Raw genomic sequence first — 19,125 nt, forward strand, 5'->3', positions numbered from 1 at the left:
ATAAAAAACTATAGAATTAAAACTTTTGGAAATATTGTGTGTTTCAGAGATTTGGAAAAGGCTACTGAAGATGCTAAAAAAACTTTTGGCGATGAAAACAGTGTAAATATTATTCTTGAAAAAAGCTACGAAGAATATATGGAAGGTTTTACAGATGAGGAAACTGGCAAAGTAATCAGAGGATACAAGGATATTTGTAATGAAATTGTTGCAAAATTCCCGGATCCAACTGAGATTTTCTTGGAAGTTGACAAGAAAGAATTCGTGCAGCTTTTTGGTGAATTGTTGAAATCGGAAAATATTTTGAAAAACTTTGATGAGTTTGAAAATTTCGACAAAATTATTTCCGACAGATTAATGCAAGATATGAAGAGCGTGTATGTCGATATTAGAGAAAATATCGTGAATTCAAGACGTTCAGGAGATTCTGAAGAACAACAGGTTGATTTCTCTGATGTAGAATTTCAAATTGATTTGTTGAAGACTGATGAGATTAATTTGGATTATATTTTGGCTTTGATTTTGGAAAAATCCAAGGAACATGAGGATGTTGAAAACTTGAAGGCAGAAGTTCGTAGAGTTATAAGATCCAGTTTGGGAACGAGAGCTAAGGAAGATTTGGCGATGGATTTTATCAACAAGACAAGATTATCAGAATTGAAAGATAATGATGATATATTGGAAACTTTCTATTCATTCGCAAGAAAAGAAAAAGAAAAGAAGGTTGAATCTCTTATTGAAGATGAAAAATTGAAAGAAGGAGCATATCATTTTATCAACAAATCAATAGCGAAAGGTTTTGTTGATTACGCTGGTACTGGATTGGATAAAATTTTGCCACCAACATCTCGTAGACAAGGTGCAAGGGAAAAGAAAAAACAAATTGTTCTCGAAAAAATAGAAAAAATCGTAGAAGTTTTTGTGGGAATATAATTTAATTGGGGAAGCTTTAATAGCTTTCCTTTTTAATTTCAAAAACTTAGATATGTTGTAGGATTTTGTTGTTGAAGTGAAAGGTCAAAGATGGTATAATTTAAGAAAGATAAATTTTTTTATTCAATTAGTCAGAGAAAGTCAAAAGAGGTGATAGTATGGCAGGGCTTAGTAACAGCATTGAAGCTTTTTTGAAGGAGTTGTTGAGTAACACTGACGATGATTTCATTGAAATAGGCAGAAATGATCTTGCCAATCAATTTAATTGCGCTCCATCGCAAATTAATTACGTTCTGACTACTAGATTTACTCCTTACAAGGGTTATTATATTGAAAGTAGACGCGGTGGAAGTGGATATGTTAAAATAATAAAATTAACAATTAAAGACAGTAATCCGATTAAGGAGATTGTCGAAAATGTTATTGGAGATAGAATTACAAAGGATAAGTCGAACAATATTATTAATATGCTTTTGGATGAGGATTTGATAACTGAAAGGGAAGCTTTGGTTATGGTTCACGCTTTGGAGGATAATACTTTGTCGAAGGTGGATTTTAATGATAGGAATATTCTGAGGGCTGATTTGTTGAAGAATATGTTGTTGGCTTTTATGAGATAGAGGTGATTATATGAATTGCGATAATTGTGGCAAACCAGCTTTTATTCAAGTGAAGATCGTGGGACCTTTTGGTGCTCGTGATGTGAATTTGTGTCATGATTGCTATGAAGAATATATGAATAATTTGAAGAATGAGATTATTTCGAATTCAGATTTCAAGTTTGATTCTGATGAACAATTGAATGATAATAAGGAGCTTTTTGAAGAAATCGCAAAACAAATTTCTGATGTGGTGGAACATTTGCCATTTGAAAAGGTACAACAATCTTCAAACGAACAAAAAGACGATAAAAGTGTGTGTCCAGTGTGCAATATGCCGTTTGATGAATTGAAGAATTATTCGTCGATTGGTTGCAAATATTGTTACGATCATTTCAGGGATTTCATCATGGATAAGAGAAATTCGAAAAGTTATCCGAAATATTACAAGGGCAAATTCCCTAAGAATTTTGAAAAGGCAAAGGAAATTTTGGAGAAGTTGGATAGTTTATCAGATGAGCTTTTCATAGCAATGGATAAAGAGGAGTTTGAAAAGTGTCACGATATTCAGATTAAGATTGACGATTTGGAATTGAAATTACAAGAGTATAGGGAAAAATGTTATGAATAATTCAAGTGTTGTAATGAAATCTGATGTGGCGTTGAGAAGGAATTTGTCGGACTATAATTTTATGTTGGTTATAGATACGGATTCTTGTGACGATATGAAATCAGATATTAAAAAAGAATTGAATAATTTGGGATATTTGAAGGAGTCTAGCGTTTATTCTTTTAAGGATACTAAAAGTACGAACAGAGATTATCTGAGAAAACAAGGATACATTTCCAGTGCTTATTATGAGGATGTATCTCCTGAAGTTATCATAAATAGCGATAAAAAATGCGTGTTTACTTTGGCAGATAATGACCACATTTGCATTACTGCTTACGATTTTGGGAAAAATTTGAGAGATATTTACGAAAAATGTCTGAATATTGAAGAAAAATTGAATGATAAATTGAACTTTGCTTTTGATATTGATTTTGGATATTTGTCAGATGATTTCTACGATTCGGGATGTATGATGGATGTGAGCGTGTGTATGAACTTGAAGGCTTTGGAGTATTTCAACAAGATTGACGATATTCAAGATATTGCAAGATACAGAGGATATATGTTTGACAGAGCTTTCAGTTCTAATTCGAAAAATTCGATTTATTATATTTCCACTCACGGGCATTTGACAGATCCAGAATATATTATTAATGATATGACGCTTTTGATTGATTCGATTTCTAGAAAGGAAATTGAAAACAGACGCATTTTATTCGAAAATAATCCTGAGTTTAAGGATGACCTTTTGAGAAGTGTGTCGATGCTAAAATATTCAAGAGTTTTGGATGAAATTGAAGGAATGAACAGGATTGGAGATTTACTGATAGCTATCGATTTTGGTATAGTCGATGGTTTCAATGTAGATGATATTCTGGACTTGTACGATAAGACAAATAAGTTGAGGCTTGAAAAATTTCGCGAAAACAATAAATTGAATCAAAACATTGGAGTTTTGAGAAGCGAAATCATCAAGGATACTTTGGAAAGACAGGTGAAAAATTGAGAAAATCAGATATTTATAATTTAAGAACTGAGGCTGTGTATGAGGCAATTAGTTTGAAGCACGCGGATCTTGGAGTGGAGCATGTGCTACTTGCTATGTTCAAGTTTGATTTCAAGGCGTCTCAATATTTGAAAAAACACGGTGGAAATTACGAAAAAATTAGAAATTTAATTATAGATGAGTTGGGTTATGGAGACAGCAAGGAAACTAATCAAAGAATTAGCCCGAAACTTGAAGAAATAATCACTCAAGCTGTGGGATTGTCCAACACTTACGGAGAAAGGGCGATTACTCCAGAACACATTATGGCAGCGCTTTGCATGGATAGTTCTAACTACGCTAATCATTTGATGAAAAAAACAGGCGTGGATACTATGAAATTGACAGCGGAACTTCGAAAATATTTCTTTATGAAGATGAAGAGAGAACAGGGAGATGTCAACGACTCGTCAGCTAATTCTTCTAAGCCAAGTGAAATTGAAAAGTACACTAAGAATTTGAACGAATTGGCGAAAGAAGGAAAGATCGATCCATGTATCGGTCGTGAGGAAGAAATCGAAAGGATTATTCAAGTTCTTCTTAGACGTAAGAAAAATAACCCTGTGTTGATTGGAAATCCTGGTGTCGGAAAGACTGCTATTGTGGAAGGCTTGGCTGTAAAGATTGTCAACGGCGATGTTAATGATATTTTCAAGGACAAGGAGATTTTGTCATTGGATTTGGCAGCGTTGTTGGCTGGAACAAAATACAGAGGAGATTTTGAAGAAAGAATCAAAAAAGTTATCGATACTTTGTCAAATTCTGAAAACAAAATTTTATTTATAGATGAACTTCATTCGTTGATGGGCGCAGGTGGTGCAGAGGGCGCATTGGATGCATCAAATATTTTGAAACCATCATTGGCGAGAGGCGAGTTGCAAATAATCGGAGCTACAACTATCAATGAATACAGAAAAACTATCGAAAAGGACCAAGCTTTTGAGAGAAGACTTCAAACTATCATGGTAGATGAGCCTTCTGTTTCGGATTCTATACAAGTTATTGAAGGATTGAAGGACAAATACGAATCACACCATCACGTTCTAATTAGTGACGAAGCAATCAAAGCGAGTGTTGAATTATCGCACAGATATTTGAACGACAGATATTTGCCAGACAAGGCGATAGATTTGATAGATGAAGCTCAATCGATGGTTAGAGTGAAAAACTTCACTGGTGGCAAAAATTATGCGAAAATTCTAGAAGAATTAGAAGCAGAGAAACAAGAAGCTATTCAAAATTCTGACTTTTTACTTGCAGCAGAAAAAAGAGATGCCATCAAGGAAGTAGAAGCAGAAATGGAAGAAGAAGACCAAGACGAAAACAAATTGGAAATTGGATTCGATGAAATAGCGAATATCGTGTCACATTGGGCAAAAGTTCCAGTGTCTAAGCTAACAGAATCAGAATCACAAAAATATTTGTTCTTGGCTGATAATTTGAAAAAAGTTGTCATCGGACAAGACAAGGCCATTGATTCTATTTCTAATGCAATTAAAAGAGCACGTGTCGGACTCAAAAATCCTAACAAGCCAATTGGATCATTTGTGTTTGTCGGACCAACTGGTGTTGGTAAAACATACTTGGCAAAGAAACTTGCTAAGGAATTGTTCAATGATGAAAATGCGATGATTAGAATTGACATGACAGAATATATGGAAAAACACTCCGTATCAAAATTGATAGGATCTCCTCCAGGATATGTTGGTCACGATGATGGTGGACAATTAACTGATATGGTGCGTACGAAACCATACTCTGTAATTTTGTTTGATGAAATCGAAAAGGCTCATCCAGATGTTTTCAACACGCTTTTGCAAGTTTTGGACGACGGTAGACTTACAGATTCCAAAGGACGCGTGGTAAATTTCAAAGATACTGTAATCATAATGACATCAAACATTGGCGCAACTGAACTTGAAAGCAAAAATGTAATTGGGTTTAATACAACAGAAGATGTTGAAGTTGATGAATACAACAGAAACAAGGAAACTATCAACAATGCAATGAAGTCGATGTTCAAGCCAGAATTTATGAATAGATTAGATGATGTTATCGTGTTTAGCAATTTGAACAAGGAAAATATAAAAGAAATTGCTGGATTAATGATGGATGAATTGGTTGAGAGAATGGCGAAGAATGATTTGATAATTTCGTATGACGAAAAAATCTTGGATTATCTTGTAGACAAAGGATACGACAAGAAATTCGGAGCAAGACCTCTTGAAAGACTTATAAGAACGGATATTGAAAATGAACTTGCCGACAAGATCCTGAACGGAGATATCGACAAAAATAGAAAAACAACTATAACTGTGGTTAACGACAAGGTTAGCTTCAGAAGATATGTAAGACGCAAAAAGACTGTGAAACAATAATATGAAAAAGAAAACAAAATACGTGTGCAAAAATTGTGGCTACGAGCAAGCCATGTGGATAGGAAAATGTCCCAGTTGTAACAGCTGGGGTTCTATGCAAGAACAAGAAATCGTAGATGAAAAATCGAATACTACAACGACAAGCTCAAGCAAATCTTCAAAAGCGGTTAAATTGGTCGATGTAAAGATAGATTCATCGGAAAGAATTCAATCGTCGATTACTGAATTAAACAGAGTTTTTGGTGGAGGACTTGTCAGAGATTCCGTGTCAATTCTAACTGCAAGACCAGGAGCTGGAAAATCGACTTTGCTGTTGGAACTAGCAAATGATTTGGCTTCTAAAAATATAAAAGTTCTCTACATTTCTGGAGAAGAATCTACATCTCAAATCAAACAACGCGCGATGAGAACTATGGAGAAAATCCCGGAAAATATTTGGTTGATTTCAACGACAAGCATGGACAACGCTTTGGATTCTATTCACAAAATAAAACCGGATGTGATTTTCTTGGATAGTATTCAAACATTCCAGCTTCGTGAATACACTTCACGTCCAGGTTCTCCTGTGCAAACTGTAGAGTGTGCGAATAAAATCGTAGAAATCTGCAAAAATCCCGAAAAACCAACTCTTGCGATTATGATTGGGCACATGACAAAATCAGACGAAATGGCAGGACTCAGAACACTTGAACACTTGGTGGATACTGTGCTTTATTTGGAAGGTGAAAGTGACGATCCTTTGAGATTGTTGACAACGACGAAAAACAGATTCGGTCGAACTGGAGAGATTGGGCTGTTTAATATGCAAGAAGATGGAATAAAAGAAATCACAGATGCGTCAGATTATTTCGTCACAAAAAGAAAAAAAGATGTAAATGGTGCAGCGCTTTCTGTAATAAAAGAAGGATCACGAATTTTGGTTGTGGAAGTTGAAGCATTGGTGTCCAAATCATTCACTCCGTATCCTCAAAGAATAGGGGATAGCCTTCGTAAAGACCAATTGAATACGCTCATTTCTATCTTGGAAGAACGCGCTGGAATGAATATGTACGACAAGAATGTCATCATCAAAACCACAGGAGGAATCAAAATCCAAGAACAATCCGTGAATTTGTCCATAATAATGGCAATTGCATCATCACTTATGAACAAACCAATTCCATCTGATGTTGTGTTCATTGGAGAAGTTGGATTGACAGGAGAAATCAAAAGAGTTCCACAAATAGAAACCAGATTAAAAGAAATCGAAAGATTGGGATACAAAAAAGTTTACATCTCACAAAACACAAATCTAACACAAAAATACGATCTTGAAATCAAACAATTTGATAGTATAAGATCTGTAATATCAGATATATTTTAGAAGACACTCACAAAAATAGAGTGTCTTTTTCTAATTCTTTCCTAATATTAATTTATTGTTATCAATATAGGTTTTTATAGCTGACAAATCATTTTTATCATACAAATCCAATAGATATTGTCTGTGGATTTTGGATTCTTCTTGACCATCCTTGTAAATTGGATAATCTTCGTTTTCTTTCATGGACTGCATAGCCTTTTTCAAATCATCATCAGAATCAATGCCGTATCTTTCAGAATACGGATTGTAAGAATACATAGTTTTACTCTTACACATTGTGAATGAGAACGTCATTACAGCACATAAAAAAATTACAAATAATTTGCTACGTTTCATAAAAGCCTCCAAACTTTTTATTTAATTTAGTTATATAACGTTTTATAAAAAAAACAATTCTTATATACAAAAAAAGAGTGGACATAGTCCACTCTCAAAATTATAATTCTTTTTCTATTTCGTCTAATATTTCCAATAATTGTGGAAGGATTTCTTCAAGAACTCCATCGTTCATTGGGTTTTTGATGTTACCAGCTTTCATTATTCCGAAGAATGATTGGCTTCCACCAACTTTACAGATTTCAAGGTAATCTTTGAAAGCTTCTTCACGGTTCTTTCTTGATTTCAATAAGAATTGGAATGCGCAAACTTGTGCCAATGTGTAATCAATGTAATAGAATGGATTGTTGAAGATGTGACCTTGTCTGTACCACCAAGTTCCTTTTTCTAAGAATTCATCATCATAATCTAAGTTTGGACGATACATCAATTCTATTTCGTGGTATTTTGCTTTTCTTTCTTCAGCTGTTGCATCTGGATTTTCGTATACGAAGTGTTGGAAATGGTCGATAGTTACACCGTAAGGAATGAAACTGATAGCTCCATCTAAGTGAGAGAATTTGAATTTGTTAGTTTCTTCTTCGAAGAACAATTCCATCCATGGCCATGTCAAAAATTCCATACTCATTGAGTGGATTTCACAAGCTTCAAATGTTGGCCAGATGTATTCGAAAATTCTTCCGTCCATTGAAGTGTATGCTTGGAATGCGTGGCCAGCTTCGTGAGTCATTACTTCGACATCGTGAGTAGTTCCGTTGAAATTTGCGAAGATAAACGGAGATTCATAATCTTCAATTGTCGTACAATATCCTCCGCCTTCTTTACCTTTTTTACTTTCCAAATCGAATAATTCTCTTTCATACATAAAATCAAAGAATTTTTTAGTTTCTGGTGACAATTCAGAGTACATTTTCTTAGCGTTATCTACCAAGAAGTCTTTTTCTCCGTGAGGTTTTGCGTTACCATCAGTGAACATTACGTTGTTATCGTAAGCTTTCATATCTTCAATGCCAATTCTCTTAGATTGTTTCTTTCTCAATTCAAGATAAACTGGTGTTACGTATTTTTTGACAAATTCTCTGTATTTTGCAACATCATTCTTGTCGTAATCAGTTCTCATTAATGATTTGTATTGGTATTCAATGTATGAATCAAATCCCAAAGCTTTAGCCATATCTGTTCTAACGTGAACCATTTCATCGTAAATATCGTCGATTTCTTTTTCATGTTCTGCGAAAAATTCTGAGATTTTTCTTGTGGCAGCTTTTCTTTCATCACGATCTTTTGATTGTGTGTAAGGAGCCATTTGTGACAATGTCAATGTTTTATTGTCAAATTCGATTTGAGCAGATGCTATTAATTTGTTGTATTTAGTAGTTAATTGGTTTTCTTTTTGCTTAAAAGGAACAGCTTTTTCATTAAAAATCAATTGACAACTTATTAAGTCAAACAAATGTTGTCCGAAATGTTTAACCAATTCGTCTTTGAATTTGGAGTTGTCGATAGCTTCGTACATTTTAGTGTCAAGCACTGAATAATGTGGCATGTATTCATCCAAGAAATCTTGTTCTTCTTTGTAGAATTCATCGTTTGTATCGATCGTGTGACGAATGTATGCAAGGTTTACATTAGTGCTTAGTGTTTTCTTGTATTTGTCCATTTCTTCCATGATTTTGATTTGTTCTTTAGAAGTTGTGGAATCGTTAAATCTTTTGATAAAATCTTCGACCTTTTTCTTGTCTTCTTCGAAGTTAGGTCTAGTGTATTTGTATTCTGTAAATTTCATTTCTTCACCTCTAAAATCATTTTATCATATTTTTATTGAATGTAAATGTTTTTATGGTTGATAAATATTTCTAAGAAAAAAACAATAAAATAATATAGAGAAAAGTGTTAGATAATTTAAAAAAGTGGGTATATAAAAAATGTAAGAGATTTGAACTGATGATTCCACCAGCTTAAAATTTTCTTATAAATAAAAGGAGATGTTATTTAATGAATAATAGTTATGATGAAAGAGTAAAGTTTGTTAATGGAAATTATCACTCTTTAGTTCACGCAAGAAAGCCAAAAGATATAGATGATAAAAAAGCCTACATTATAGGTACTGGTATTGCTGCATTGGCTGCGGGTGGATTTTTAGTAAAAGATGCTCACATGAAAGGCGAAAATATTACTTTTATTGAACAATTAGAATTGCCTGGTGGAAGTTTGGATGGAGAATTTAAGGCTGAACACAGAGGATATGTTGCCAGAGGTGGTAGAGAAATGGGTCACCATTTTGAAATTTTGTGGGACTTGTACAGTGCGGTTCCATCATCTGAAAATCCAGAGGAATCAATACTAGATCATTTCTTCTACACTAACTTAGACGATCCAAATTTCAGTAAATGTCGTATAACTCATGAAAATGGTAAAAGATATGATGAAGAAAAATTCAACTTATCAGACAAAGCTTTGAAGGAAATTGCAGAGCTTACAATTACAAAAGATGAAAACTTACAAAACAAACAAATTGATGAAGTTTTCTCAGAAGAAACTTTAAATAGTGATTTCTGGATTTTGTGGAGATCAATGTTTGCGTTCCAAAACTGGAATAGTGCTTTGGAAATGAAATTGTATTTGAACAGATTTATCCACCATGTTGGAGGACTTCCTACACTTTCAGCTCTTCAATTTACTCAATACGACCAATACGAATCTATCGTTAAACCGATAGTTAAATGGTTAGAAGAAAAAGGTGTTAAATTTGAATACGGAATCACTGTAAAAGATGTTGATTTTGATATAACTGCTGATAAGAAAGTTGCTACAAAATTGGTAATGGAATCAAGTAAAGCTGAAGACAAATCAATTGATTTAACTGAAAATGATTTGGTATTTATAACTAATGGATCAATGACTGAATCATCAAGCTACGGTGACGATGAGACTGCAGCAACTTTGAGTGCTGATCTTGGCGGAAGCTGGGATTTATGGAGGAATATAGCATTAAAATCAGATGAATTCGGTAAACCTGACAAATTCTGTAAAAATGTTGAAAGAACTAACTGGGAATCTTGTACAGTAACTGTTCATGGTGGTAAAGTTATCGACTATATCGAAAATATTACTAAGAGAAATCCTTACACAGGAAAAGTAGTTACAGGTGGTATCGTAACTGTTAAGGATTCAAATTGGTTGATGAGTTGGACAATTAACAGACAACCACAATATGTTGGTCAACCAAAAGAAGATATTTGCGTTTGGGTTTACGGATTATTTACTGACAAAGACGGAAATTATATCAAAAAACCTATGAGAGATTGTACAGGAAAAGAAATCACAAAAGAATGGTTGTATCATATAGGTGTTCCTGAAGCAGAAATCGATCAATTATCGCAAGATTGTTCAGCAATTCCTGTAATGATGCCATATATTACAAGTCATTTTGAACCTCGTGAATTTGGCGACAGACCTTACGTTGTTCCTAAAGGAGCTGTGAACTTTGCATTCCTTGGACAATTTGCAGAAACACTGGACAAACCTGGCAGAGATACTGTATTTACTACAGAATATTCTGGAAGAACAGCAATGGAAGCTGTATATGCATTGTGTCATGTTGAAAAGGGAATTCCAGAAGTTTACGCTTCAAGATACGATTTGAGATATTTATTAAATGCAGTTAGTGCACTTAATGATTACGAAAAACCTGACCTACCAATTCCAAAATTGTTAACTCATAGTATTGGAAAGAAAATAGAAGACACTGATATCGAATTAATGTTAAAAGAAAATAATTTGATTTAGATTTGTTAATATCCCTGGAATTTATTTTCTGGGGATATTTTTTTGTTTTAATTTGTAATAAAATATACAAAAGGGGATGAAAAAATGAACTCTGATTACAAAGACAGAATCAAAGGAGCGTTGTATGCATTTGCGATAGGTGATAGCATGGGAGCTACGACGGAATTTATGACAGAAGAGGAAATCTCTGAAAAACACGGTAAGGTTACAGATATTGTCGGAGGTGGTTGGCTTGATTTGAATCCAGGAGAATGCACTGATGATACTGATATGAGTATTTGTGTTATGAATTCTTTGATGGAAAATGATAGTGATAATTTTGAAAAAAATACTATGAAACTATTTGTCGATTGGTACAATACTCATCCCAGAGGTATTGGCAATCAATGTAGATCTGCTATCGAACACTACATTCAATACGAAATTTTTATTGAAGAAGATGAAACAGCACTTGGAAACGGAAGCTTGATGAGAGCGCTTCCATGTGCATTATTAGATAACGAAAACTCAGAAGAACTGAACATAAAACAAGGAAGACTCACTCACAATAACGAAATGTGTGATGAAATTTTACGAGAATACACACAAATCATACGCGATAACATCAATGGAAAAACTCATGAACTTGAAGATAAACAACTTCTCAAACCATCGGGATATATCGTGAACACTTTTAATAATGCGATTCATTGGGCAAAAGAAAATTCCGTTGAAGATTGTATTATAAATGCTGTAAATCACGGGGGAGATTCTGACACGATAGCGGCAATTGCAGGAAGTATCAGTGGATCAATTCATGGATATTCTACAATTCCCGAAAGATGGATAGCTATTTTAGATGAAAGGACAAGAAACGTATTAGATGAATTTATAAAGTATTTGTGCGACGGAAATGTGAATGATGATTGAAATAAAATATAAATTAGTTGAATGTATTTATTTGAGACTGTGAAATAGTTTTTGTATGAGAAATCCTCCTGATAAGACAATAATCAGGAGGATTTTAATATGTAAAAAAATACATAAAAAGTTATACTTAAAGCATAACTATAAATACATTATTTATTTTAAATGCATATTTAGAAAAATGATAAAGGTTTTTATATTATAATTATTAATGAAATCTCTGTTTTTAAAATTATTAATATACTTTTATTATGCATTTTATGTATATAAAGTTAAAAAAATAATTATATTAGAGCTCTTATAAATGTTGACTAAATAAAAAAAAAGTAGTAAAATTTAGAACGTAATTTTTGAAAATGGGATTCAATATCGATATTTGCAATTTATACCATGAATAAAATTAATATTTTTTAATCTAGGAGGATTTATGAAAAAAAAGGATATTATAAAGGCAACTCTTGTTGCAGCTTTATCAGTTTCATCAGTTTCATTTATGTGCAGTGATACAGTTTTTGCAAAAACTGAAGATACTCAAAATATTATTGATAAGAAAAAATCTATAGAATATAAGCAGGATGAAAATACGCTTACGAATGAGACGTTAAAAGTCAATAAAGAAAATTCGAACAATACAAACGATGAAAAGTTATCAGTAATTACCAAAGAAGATATTAAAGAGGATTCTGTAATTGATAATAAAAATACTTCCGATAACAAATATTCAAACAAAGAAGTATCAAAAGGAAATGAATTGCATAAAGCAGATGAAATTCTAAACATTTCTAAAAAAGAAGAGGATAGAGTTGTATACATAGCTGAATTTAGGAATAAGGAGGATGGTCAGAAAGCAATTAAAGAACTATCTAATTTTAAAAATACTAAAGTTTTGTATACTTATAATACGATTTTCAATGGTTGTGCTATAGAAACAAATCGAGATAATTTGGACAAAATTAAACTTATTGAAGGCATTTCATCAGTCGAAAAATCACAAAAAATTCAACCGATGATGAACAATGCTCGAAAGGAAATAGGAGTTGATGAATCCATAGATTACCTAAAAGCAATCAATGCTCAATTTGGCAAAAACTTTGATGGTAGAGGAATGGTAATTGCAAATATTGATACTGGAACTGATTACAGACACAAAGCCATGAGAATTGACGAAGATGCGAAATCATCGATGAAATATAAGAAAGATGATTTACAAGGAACTGACAAGTACTTTTGGTTGAGTGATAAAATACCTCACGCTTTTAACTATTATAATGGTGGTAAAATCACTGTCGAAAAATATGATGATGGTTCAGATTATCATGATCCACACGGTATGCATATAGCAGGAATTCTTGCTGGAAATGATACTGATGAGGACATAGCTAATTATAATGGTATTGACGGGATTGCTCCAAACGCTCAAATATTTTCTTATAAGATGTATTCTGATTCAGGTGATGGATTTGCCGGTGATGAAACGATGTTTCATGCTATTGAAGATGCAATCAAGCATAAGGTCGATGTAGTATCTGTATCATCAGGTTTTACAGGAACAGGACTAGTAGGAGAAAAATATTGGCAGGCTGTTAGAGCTTTGAGAAAAGCCGGCATTCCTATGGTTGTAGCAACTGGAAACTACGCAACAGCTGCATCAAGCTCATCATGGGACTTGGCAGCAAATAACCAACTAAAGATGATTGATACAGGCAATGTAACTAGAACTGCTGCACATGAAGATGCTATCGCGGTCGCATCAGCTAAAAATCAAATAGTAGAGTTTGACAAGGTCAATATTGGTGGAGAAAGCTTTAAGTATAGAAATATCGGTACCTTCTTCGATAAGGATAAGATTATTAGAAATGAAGACGGAAGCAAGCTATCTGACAAAGTAAAATTTGTTTATATAGGCAAGGGTCAAGATGAAGATCTAGTTGGTCTTAATCTTAAAGGCAAAATTGCCGTTATGGATAGAATCTATACCAAAGATTTAAAATATGCCTTTAAAAAAGCTGCCGATAAGGGTGCTCGTGCAATCATGGTTGTAAATACAGTTAACTACTACAACAGAGATAACTGGACAGAGCTTCCAGCCATGGGTTACGAAGAAGATGAAGGAACAACTTGTCAAGTATTTTCAGTATCAGGTGATGATGGTCTAAAGATTTGGAATATGATTAATCCAACAAATAAAACAGAGGTTAAAAGAAATAAAAAGGAAGACTTCAAAGATAAGCTTGACCAATACTATCCAATTGACATGGAAAGCTTCAACAAAAACCGTCCAAAGCTTGGTGATGAGAAAGAGCTAGCCTTTAACTTTGCTCCTGATACAGATAAGGAACTTTACAAGGAAGAAGTAATAGTTCCAGCAGCTTCTACATCTTGGGGTCCAAGGGTTGACCTCCTCCTAAAGCCAGATGTATCAGCACCAGGAAAGAACATCAAATCAACTCTAAATGTAATTGACGGCAAGTCAACTTATGGTTATATGTCAGGAACAAGTATGGCAACACCAGTAGTTGCAGCATCAACAGTATTGATTAGACCAAAACTAAAAGAGATGCTCGCAAAACCTGTCTTAAAAAACCTAACAGGTGACGATAAAATCGACTTAACTACTCTTACAAAGATTGCCTTACAAAACACAGCAAGACCTATGATGGATCCAACAGGTTGGAAGGAGAAATCACTATATTATGCTTCACCAAGACAACAAGGCGCAGGTCTTATTAACGTAGCTAATGCACTAAGAAATGACGTTATAGCTAGCTTTAAGAATTTAGACTCTGAAGGTTTGGTAAATTCATATGGATCTATTTCACTTAAAGAAATTAAGGGAGATAAAAAATATTTCACAATTAAATTAATTAATACATCAGATAGACCTCTAACATTTAAAGCTTCATCATCTGCAATCACAACAGATTCCTTAACCAATAGACTAAAACTTGATGAAACTTACAAGGATGAAAAATCTCAAGATGGAAAACAAATTGTTCCAGAAATCCATCCTGAAGTAATTAATGGAGCAAAGATAACATTCGAATACGATACATTTACCATAAAACCAAATTCAAGTTTTGACTTAAATGCTGTAATAGATGTCGGAGATGCTAAAGATAAAAATAAATTTGTAGAATCCTTCATTAGATTTGAATCTAAAGAAGAAGTTGAGGCAATGTGCGGTAAGGGAAACAAGACAGTTTTTCAACCATCTCTATCAATGCCACTTATGGGCTTTGCTGGAAATTGGAACAAGGAGCCAATCCTTGACAAGTGGGCTTGGGAAGAAGGTTCAAAATCAAAGACAATGGAAGGTTATGATGACGATGGTAAACCAAAAATACCTGGAACCTTGAATAAGGGTATAGGTGGAGAACACGACATCGATAAATTCAATCCAGCTGCCGTTATCCAAAACAGAAAAGATGGAAATACAAAATCACTTGATCAAGACCCTGACTTATTTGCATTAAATAACAACCAAGGATTAACTGATGCATCTAATAGCGGCTCAAAAGTAGCAAGAGTTTACCCACTCGATTCTAAAGGACAAAATCAAGAAGTACAAATAGAAAGAGGGCTAACCCCTTCACCACTTGTTCTAAGAAGTGCAAAAGAAGGACAAATATCAATCGTAAATACCGATAAAGAAGGAGAAGGTCAAAAAGATCTTAAAGTAATAACTAAAGAGCATTTTATTAGAGGTATCTTAAACTCTAAGAGAAATGACGCTAAGGGTATAAAATCTTCTAAGCTAAAAGTTATGGGAGATTTAAAATGGGATGGATTAATCTACAACCCAAGAGGAAGAGAAGAAGGCGCTAATGATGATAATAATAACCAAGACTTGGAAACAAAACTTAGGGGTCAATTTGAACCAATAGCTGAGGGTCAATACTTCTACAAGTTCAAATATAGATTAACCAAGGATTATCCATGGCAAGTTTCTTATATACCAGTAAAAATTGACAATACAGCTCCAACAATTGTTGATGTTGATTTCTCTAATCCAGACAAAATCAAATTAATAGCAAAAGATACCTACCACAAGGTAAAAGATAAGTATAAAAACGAAACCTTGTTTGTAAGAGATCAAAAAAACCATCCAGATAAATTTGAAGAAGTAGCCAACGAAGTATGGTATGCAGGTGCAGCTATAGTTGACGAGAATGGTGATGTTGAAAGAAACCTTGATGTTAAATATGCAGGAGAAGGCGAAGGAAGACACAGAAAGCTTGATGAAAAAGGAAATACTATCTACGAAATTAAAGGAGCTGGAGATTTAAGAGGAAAAATCATAGAAGTAATCGCCCTAGATGGTGCAAGCAACTTCACAAAAATCCATAGGATTAAATTTGATAATAAAGCTGACGCAAAAGGAATGATTTCTTATTACCTAGTAGATCCTGAGACAGATGCTTCTTCTTACAAAAAACTAGGTGAAATTTCTGAAGAAAAACTTAAAAATGCTCAAAGTCCAGAAGCTTCAAATAAGGCAGAAGAAAAGAAAGATACTGTTGAGGAAAATCCTATAGAGGGACCTTCAAATCTAGAGTTAAACAAAGAAATCTCTACTGTTAGAGGCTTTGAAGATAAAGACCTAAAGAAACTAGTTAAAAAGAAATACAAGCAAGAAGACGACTATGTAAATGGTGGAAAAAGAACAGTAGAACTTGATTATCAATATGATGAAAATGGAAATATAAAAGCCTATGAAGATGGAAGTGCTCTAGAATATGAAACTGAGAAACTTGATGATGTTAAATCAAAGCTTGGTGGAGTATTAAGCCCATCTAAGGATGGTCATTTTGAAATTCTTGGAAGAGTAAGTAATGTATCAAAAGATGCTAAGGCTTACTATGGTAATGACTTTAAATTAATAGAAATTAAGGCAAGTAAATACGACCCACAAACAAAAGCTCTAACCTTTGACTTATTTGCAAACACAAATGATGTAGTCGATGGTCTATCCTTTACAGGAGATATGAACATTATCGTAAAAGATAAGGATCAAACAAAAGCTAAAACTATAATAAGGATGCCAGAAAAGAAGGATGAAGCAGAGGAAGCTTCACCATATGCTTCAAGCTACGGAAATATTATCGAACTAGGTGAAGGTGAGCTTACAAAACAAAAACCACAAGATCCAAGCAAGATGGATACAAACAAGATGTTCTTCGATCAAGAAAAGGGTCAATATATATTAAATGATAATATGATTGTAAGAAAGGGATATGCCCTAAGAGTTACTACATTTAACCCAGGAAAAACTGACATGCTCGATGGCAATGGAGTTTATAGCAAGGCAGATATAGAAAAAATCCAAAAGACTGCCCCTAACATCAAGGTCCTATCACAAAAAACAATCTACTGTGATAGTAGAAATATTCAAGATGGAAGAAGCGCTCAATCGGTTCTTATGTCAGCATTGGATGGTTTTAATATAGTTAGATACCAAGTATTCAAATTCAAAACTAATGATAAGGGAGAGGCTATAGATAAGGATGGAAAGCTTGTAGATGATCCTTCTAAACTAGTTCTTCTTGGCAAAGATGGCAAGGAATATATCGGAGATGATAAATCAAACGTTGAAGCCATTAAAGAAGACGGTGCAATGCTATTTATCGATACAAAGCCTGTGAATCTATCAATGGATAAAAATTACTTTAATCCTTCTAAATCTAATAAGATTTACGTAAGAAATCCAGAATTTTATCTAAAAGGAAAAATTTCTGATAAAGGTGGATTTAACTGGGAAATGAGAGTTAATGAGTCAGTTGTAGATAATTATTTAATATATGGTGATTTACACATTGACAATACAAGAGACTTTAATATAAAACTTGATGTAAAAGATGGGGATATCATGGATTGGGGAATGAAAGATTATAAGGCAAATGGATTCCCAGATGAAGTTAAAGATATGGACGGAAATGTATTCTTAAAAACAGGTTATTCTTCAATGAACGCAAAGGCGGTAGGAGTTCACTATCAATTCTTATATGATAATGTAAAACCTACAGTTGAGATGAGCGAAGATGGTAATATATCTATTGAATATGCAAAAAATAAATTTATTAAATTTAACATATTTGATAAAAGAGATAATAACAAAGATGGAGAAATACAAGAACAACACATCTATGTAAATGGAAAAGAATACAAATCACTAGATGATATTAAAGACATCAAAGATAGTGAATTAAAAATCAAATTTGTAGTAAAAGACTTTGCAAGAAATACTACAGTAAAAGAATTTAACTTAGACAAAAATACTGGAACGGTAGAGCTTATCAAGCCAGAAAAAGTCAAGCTTACTATAGATAATAAGGAAAATGAACTAGTAAAAGGTGAAGATTTCGTTCTTCCAGCTTATAATGGAGAAGTAGCAGAAGGATATCAATTTGATGGCTGGGAAATTTCAGGAGTAAAGGACAAAAAAGAATCAGGTTATGTTTTGTTCGTAACAAAAGAAACAACAATAAAGCCAACTTTTAAGAAAATTAAGGTAAAAGAACAAGAAGAAAACAAACCTACATTCGATATTAATAAGAAAAAGGAAACGTCTCAAGAAAATACTTGCCAACCAAAAGAAACAGAAGATTCAACAGACGTATCAAGTGACGATAATTCAAATCAATCGGATTTAGCTAATGATACTGAAGTTAAAATTTCTGATGATAAAAAAAATAGCTCTGAAACAAATGAAAAAGACTCCGTTACAACAGTTGAAATCAACAAGACTACTGACAAAACAAATTCACCTAATAAAATTGATAAAAGCAGAAATATTAAAGGTAATGCGATTAGAAAAAATCAGCATATATTACCAAAAGCTGGGAATATTAGCGAAATCTTAATGATGTCGGCAGCAGGATTTATGTCAGTAGCAGGTGCATTCTTTGGATTTAAGAAAAAAGACAAAAACGAAGAGAAATAATAGTATAGCAATACAAAAGTTTTAGTTTTTAAGATTAAAAGAGTGTGAGATAATTTGCGTATCAACTCTTAACAGAGACTGTGAAATAGTTTGTGTATAGAATCCTCCTGATATAATAATAATCAGGAGGATTTTAAAATTCCAAGAAAAAGACCAGAAACAAGACTCAACAAAATATCTAAGATGTTAATCGAAGAGTATCAACCAGAAACAGTACAAGATC

At 33.4% G+C, this 19,125-nt stretch carries 11 protein-coding genes; 9 read left to right on the forward strand and 2 right to left on the reverse strand.

Annotation, left to right across the window (positions count from 1 at the left end; genetic code table 11):
• Positions 1–36: 36 nt before the first annotated feature.
• The 6 genes from ACLUJM_RS08165 (at position 37) to radA (ending at position 6,931) form a co-directional block, all read left to right on the forward strand.
• Complete coding sequence (locus ACLUJM_RS08165) at positions 37–933, forward strand: type I restriction endonuclease subunit R, EcoR124 family (protein ID WP_412412607.1); 897 nt, start codon at positions 37–39, stop codon at positions 931–933.
• 158 nt (positions 934–1,091) lie between these two features.
• Complete coding sequence (locus ACLUJM_RS08170; protein WP_002840604.1) at positions 1,092–1,553, forward strand: CtsR family transcriptional regulator; 462 nt, start codon at positions 1,092–1,094, stop codon at positions 1,551–1,553.
• Positions 1,554–1,563: 10 nt separating this feature from the next.
• Positions 1,564–2,163, forward strand: a complete 600-nt coding sequence (locus tag ACLUJM_RS08175; protein ID WP_412412608.1) for a hypothetical protein — start codon at positions 1,564–1,566, stop codon at positions 2,161–2,163.
• Positions 2,156–3,151 (forward strand): ATP--guanido phosphotransferase, encoded by a 996-nt coding sequence (locus ACLUJM_RS08180; RefSeq protein ID WP_412412609.1) that lies wholly within the window; start codon positions 2,156–2,158, stop codon positions 3,149–3,151. The genes ACLUJM_RS08175 and ACLUJM_RS08180 overlap by 8 nt, the downstream gene beginning before the upstream one ends.
• The gene (locus ACLUJM_RS08185; RefSeq protein WP_412412610.1) at positions 3,148–5,568 is read left to right on the forward strand and encodes an ATP-dependent Clp protease ATP-binding subunit; all 2,421 of its coding nucleotides are present in this window, start codon (positions 3,148–3,150) and stop codon (positions 5,566–5,568) included. Before ACLUJM_RS08180 ends, ACLUJM_RS08185 begins: the two co-directional genes overlap by 4 nt.
• Before the next feature lies 1 nt (position 5,569).
• Positions 5,570–6,931: a DNA repair protein RadA gene (radA, locus tag ACLUJM_RS08190; protein WP_294685519.1), complete on the forward strand. Its 1,362-nt coding sequence runs from the start codon at positions 5,570–5,572 to the stop codon at positions 6,929–6,931.
• A gap of 30 nt (positions 6,932–6,961) precedes the next feature.
• Here the strand turns inward: radA and ACLUJM_RS08195 are convergent, their stop codons facing one another.
• Together ACLUJM_RS08195 and ACLUJM_RS08200 are read right to left on the reverse strand one after the other, a co-directional pair.
• Complete coding sequence (locus ACLUJM_RS08195; protein WP_094224385.1) at positions 6,962–7,267, reverse strand: hypothetical protein; 306 nt, start codon at positions 7,265–7,267, stop codon at positions 6,962–6,964.
• A gap of 100 nt (positions 7,268–7,367) precedes the next feature.
• The gene (locus ACLUJM_RS08200) at positions 7,368–9,053 is read right to left on the reverse strand and encodes a M3 family oligoendopeptidase (RefSeq protein WP_294685521.1); all 1,686 of its coding nucleotides are present in this window, start codon (positions 9,051–9,053) and stop codon (positions 7,368–7,370) included.
• Positions 9,054–9,262: 209 nt separating this feature from the next.
• On the opposite strand from ACLUJM_RS08200, the gene ACLUJM_RS08205 reads away from it, so the two are divergent.
• From ACLUJM_RS08205 to ACLUJM_RS08215, 3 genes are all read left to right on the forward strand, one after another.
• Positions 9,263–11,056, forward strand: coding sequence for an oleate hydratase (locus ACLUJM_RS08205; protein ID WP_412412611.1), 1,794 nt, complete (start codon positions 9,263–9,265; stop codon positions 11,054–11,056).
• Positions 11,057–11,140: 84 nt separating this feature from the next.
• Positions 11,141–11,965, forward strand: coding sequence for an ADP-ribosylglycohydrolase family protein (locus tag ACLUJM_RS08210; RefSeq protein ID WP_294685524.1), 825 nt, complete (start codon positions 11,141–11,143; stop codon positions 11,963–11,965).
• A 424-nt stretch (positions 11,966–12,389) separates the two neighbouring features.
• Positions 12,390–18,902, forward strand: coding sequence for a S8 family serine peptidase (locus tag ACLUJM_RS08215; RefSeq protein ID WP_412412612.1), 6,513 nt, complete (start codon positions 12,390–12,392; stop codon positions 18,900–18,902).
• Positions 18,903–19,125: the final 223 nt, after the last annotated feature.

The sequence above is a fragment of the Finegoldia sp. genome (genome assembly GCF_046991905.1).
Lineage (GTDB): Bacteria > Bacillota > Clostridia > Tissierellales > Peptoniphilaceae > Finegoldia.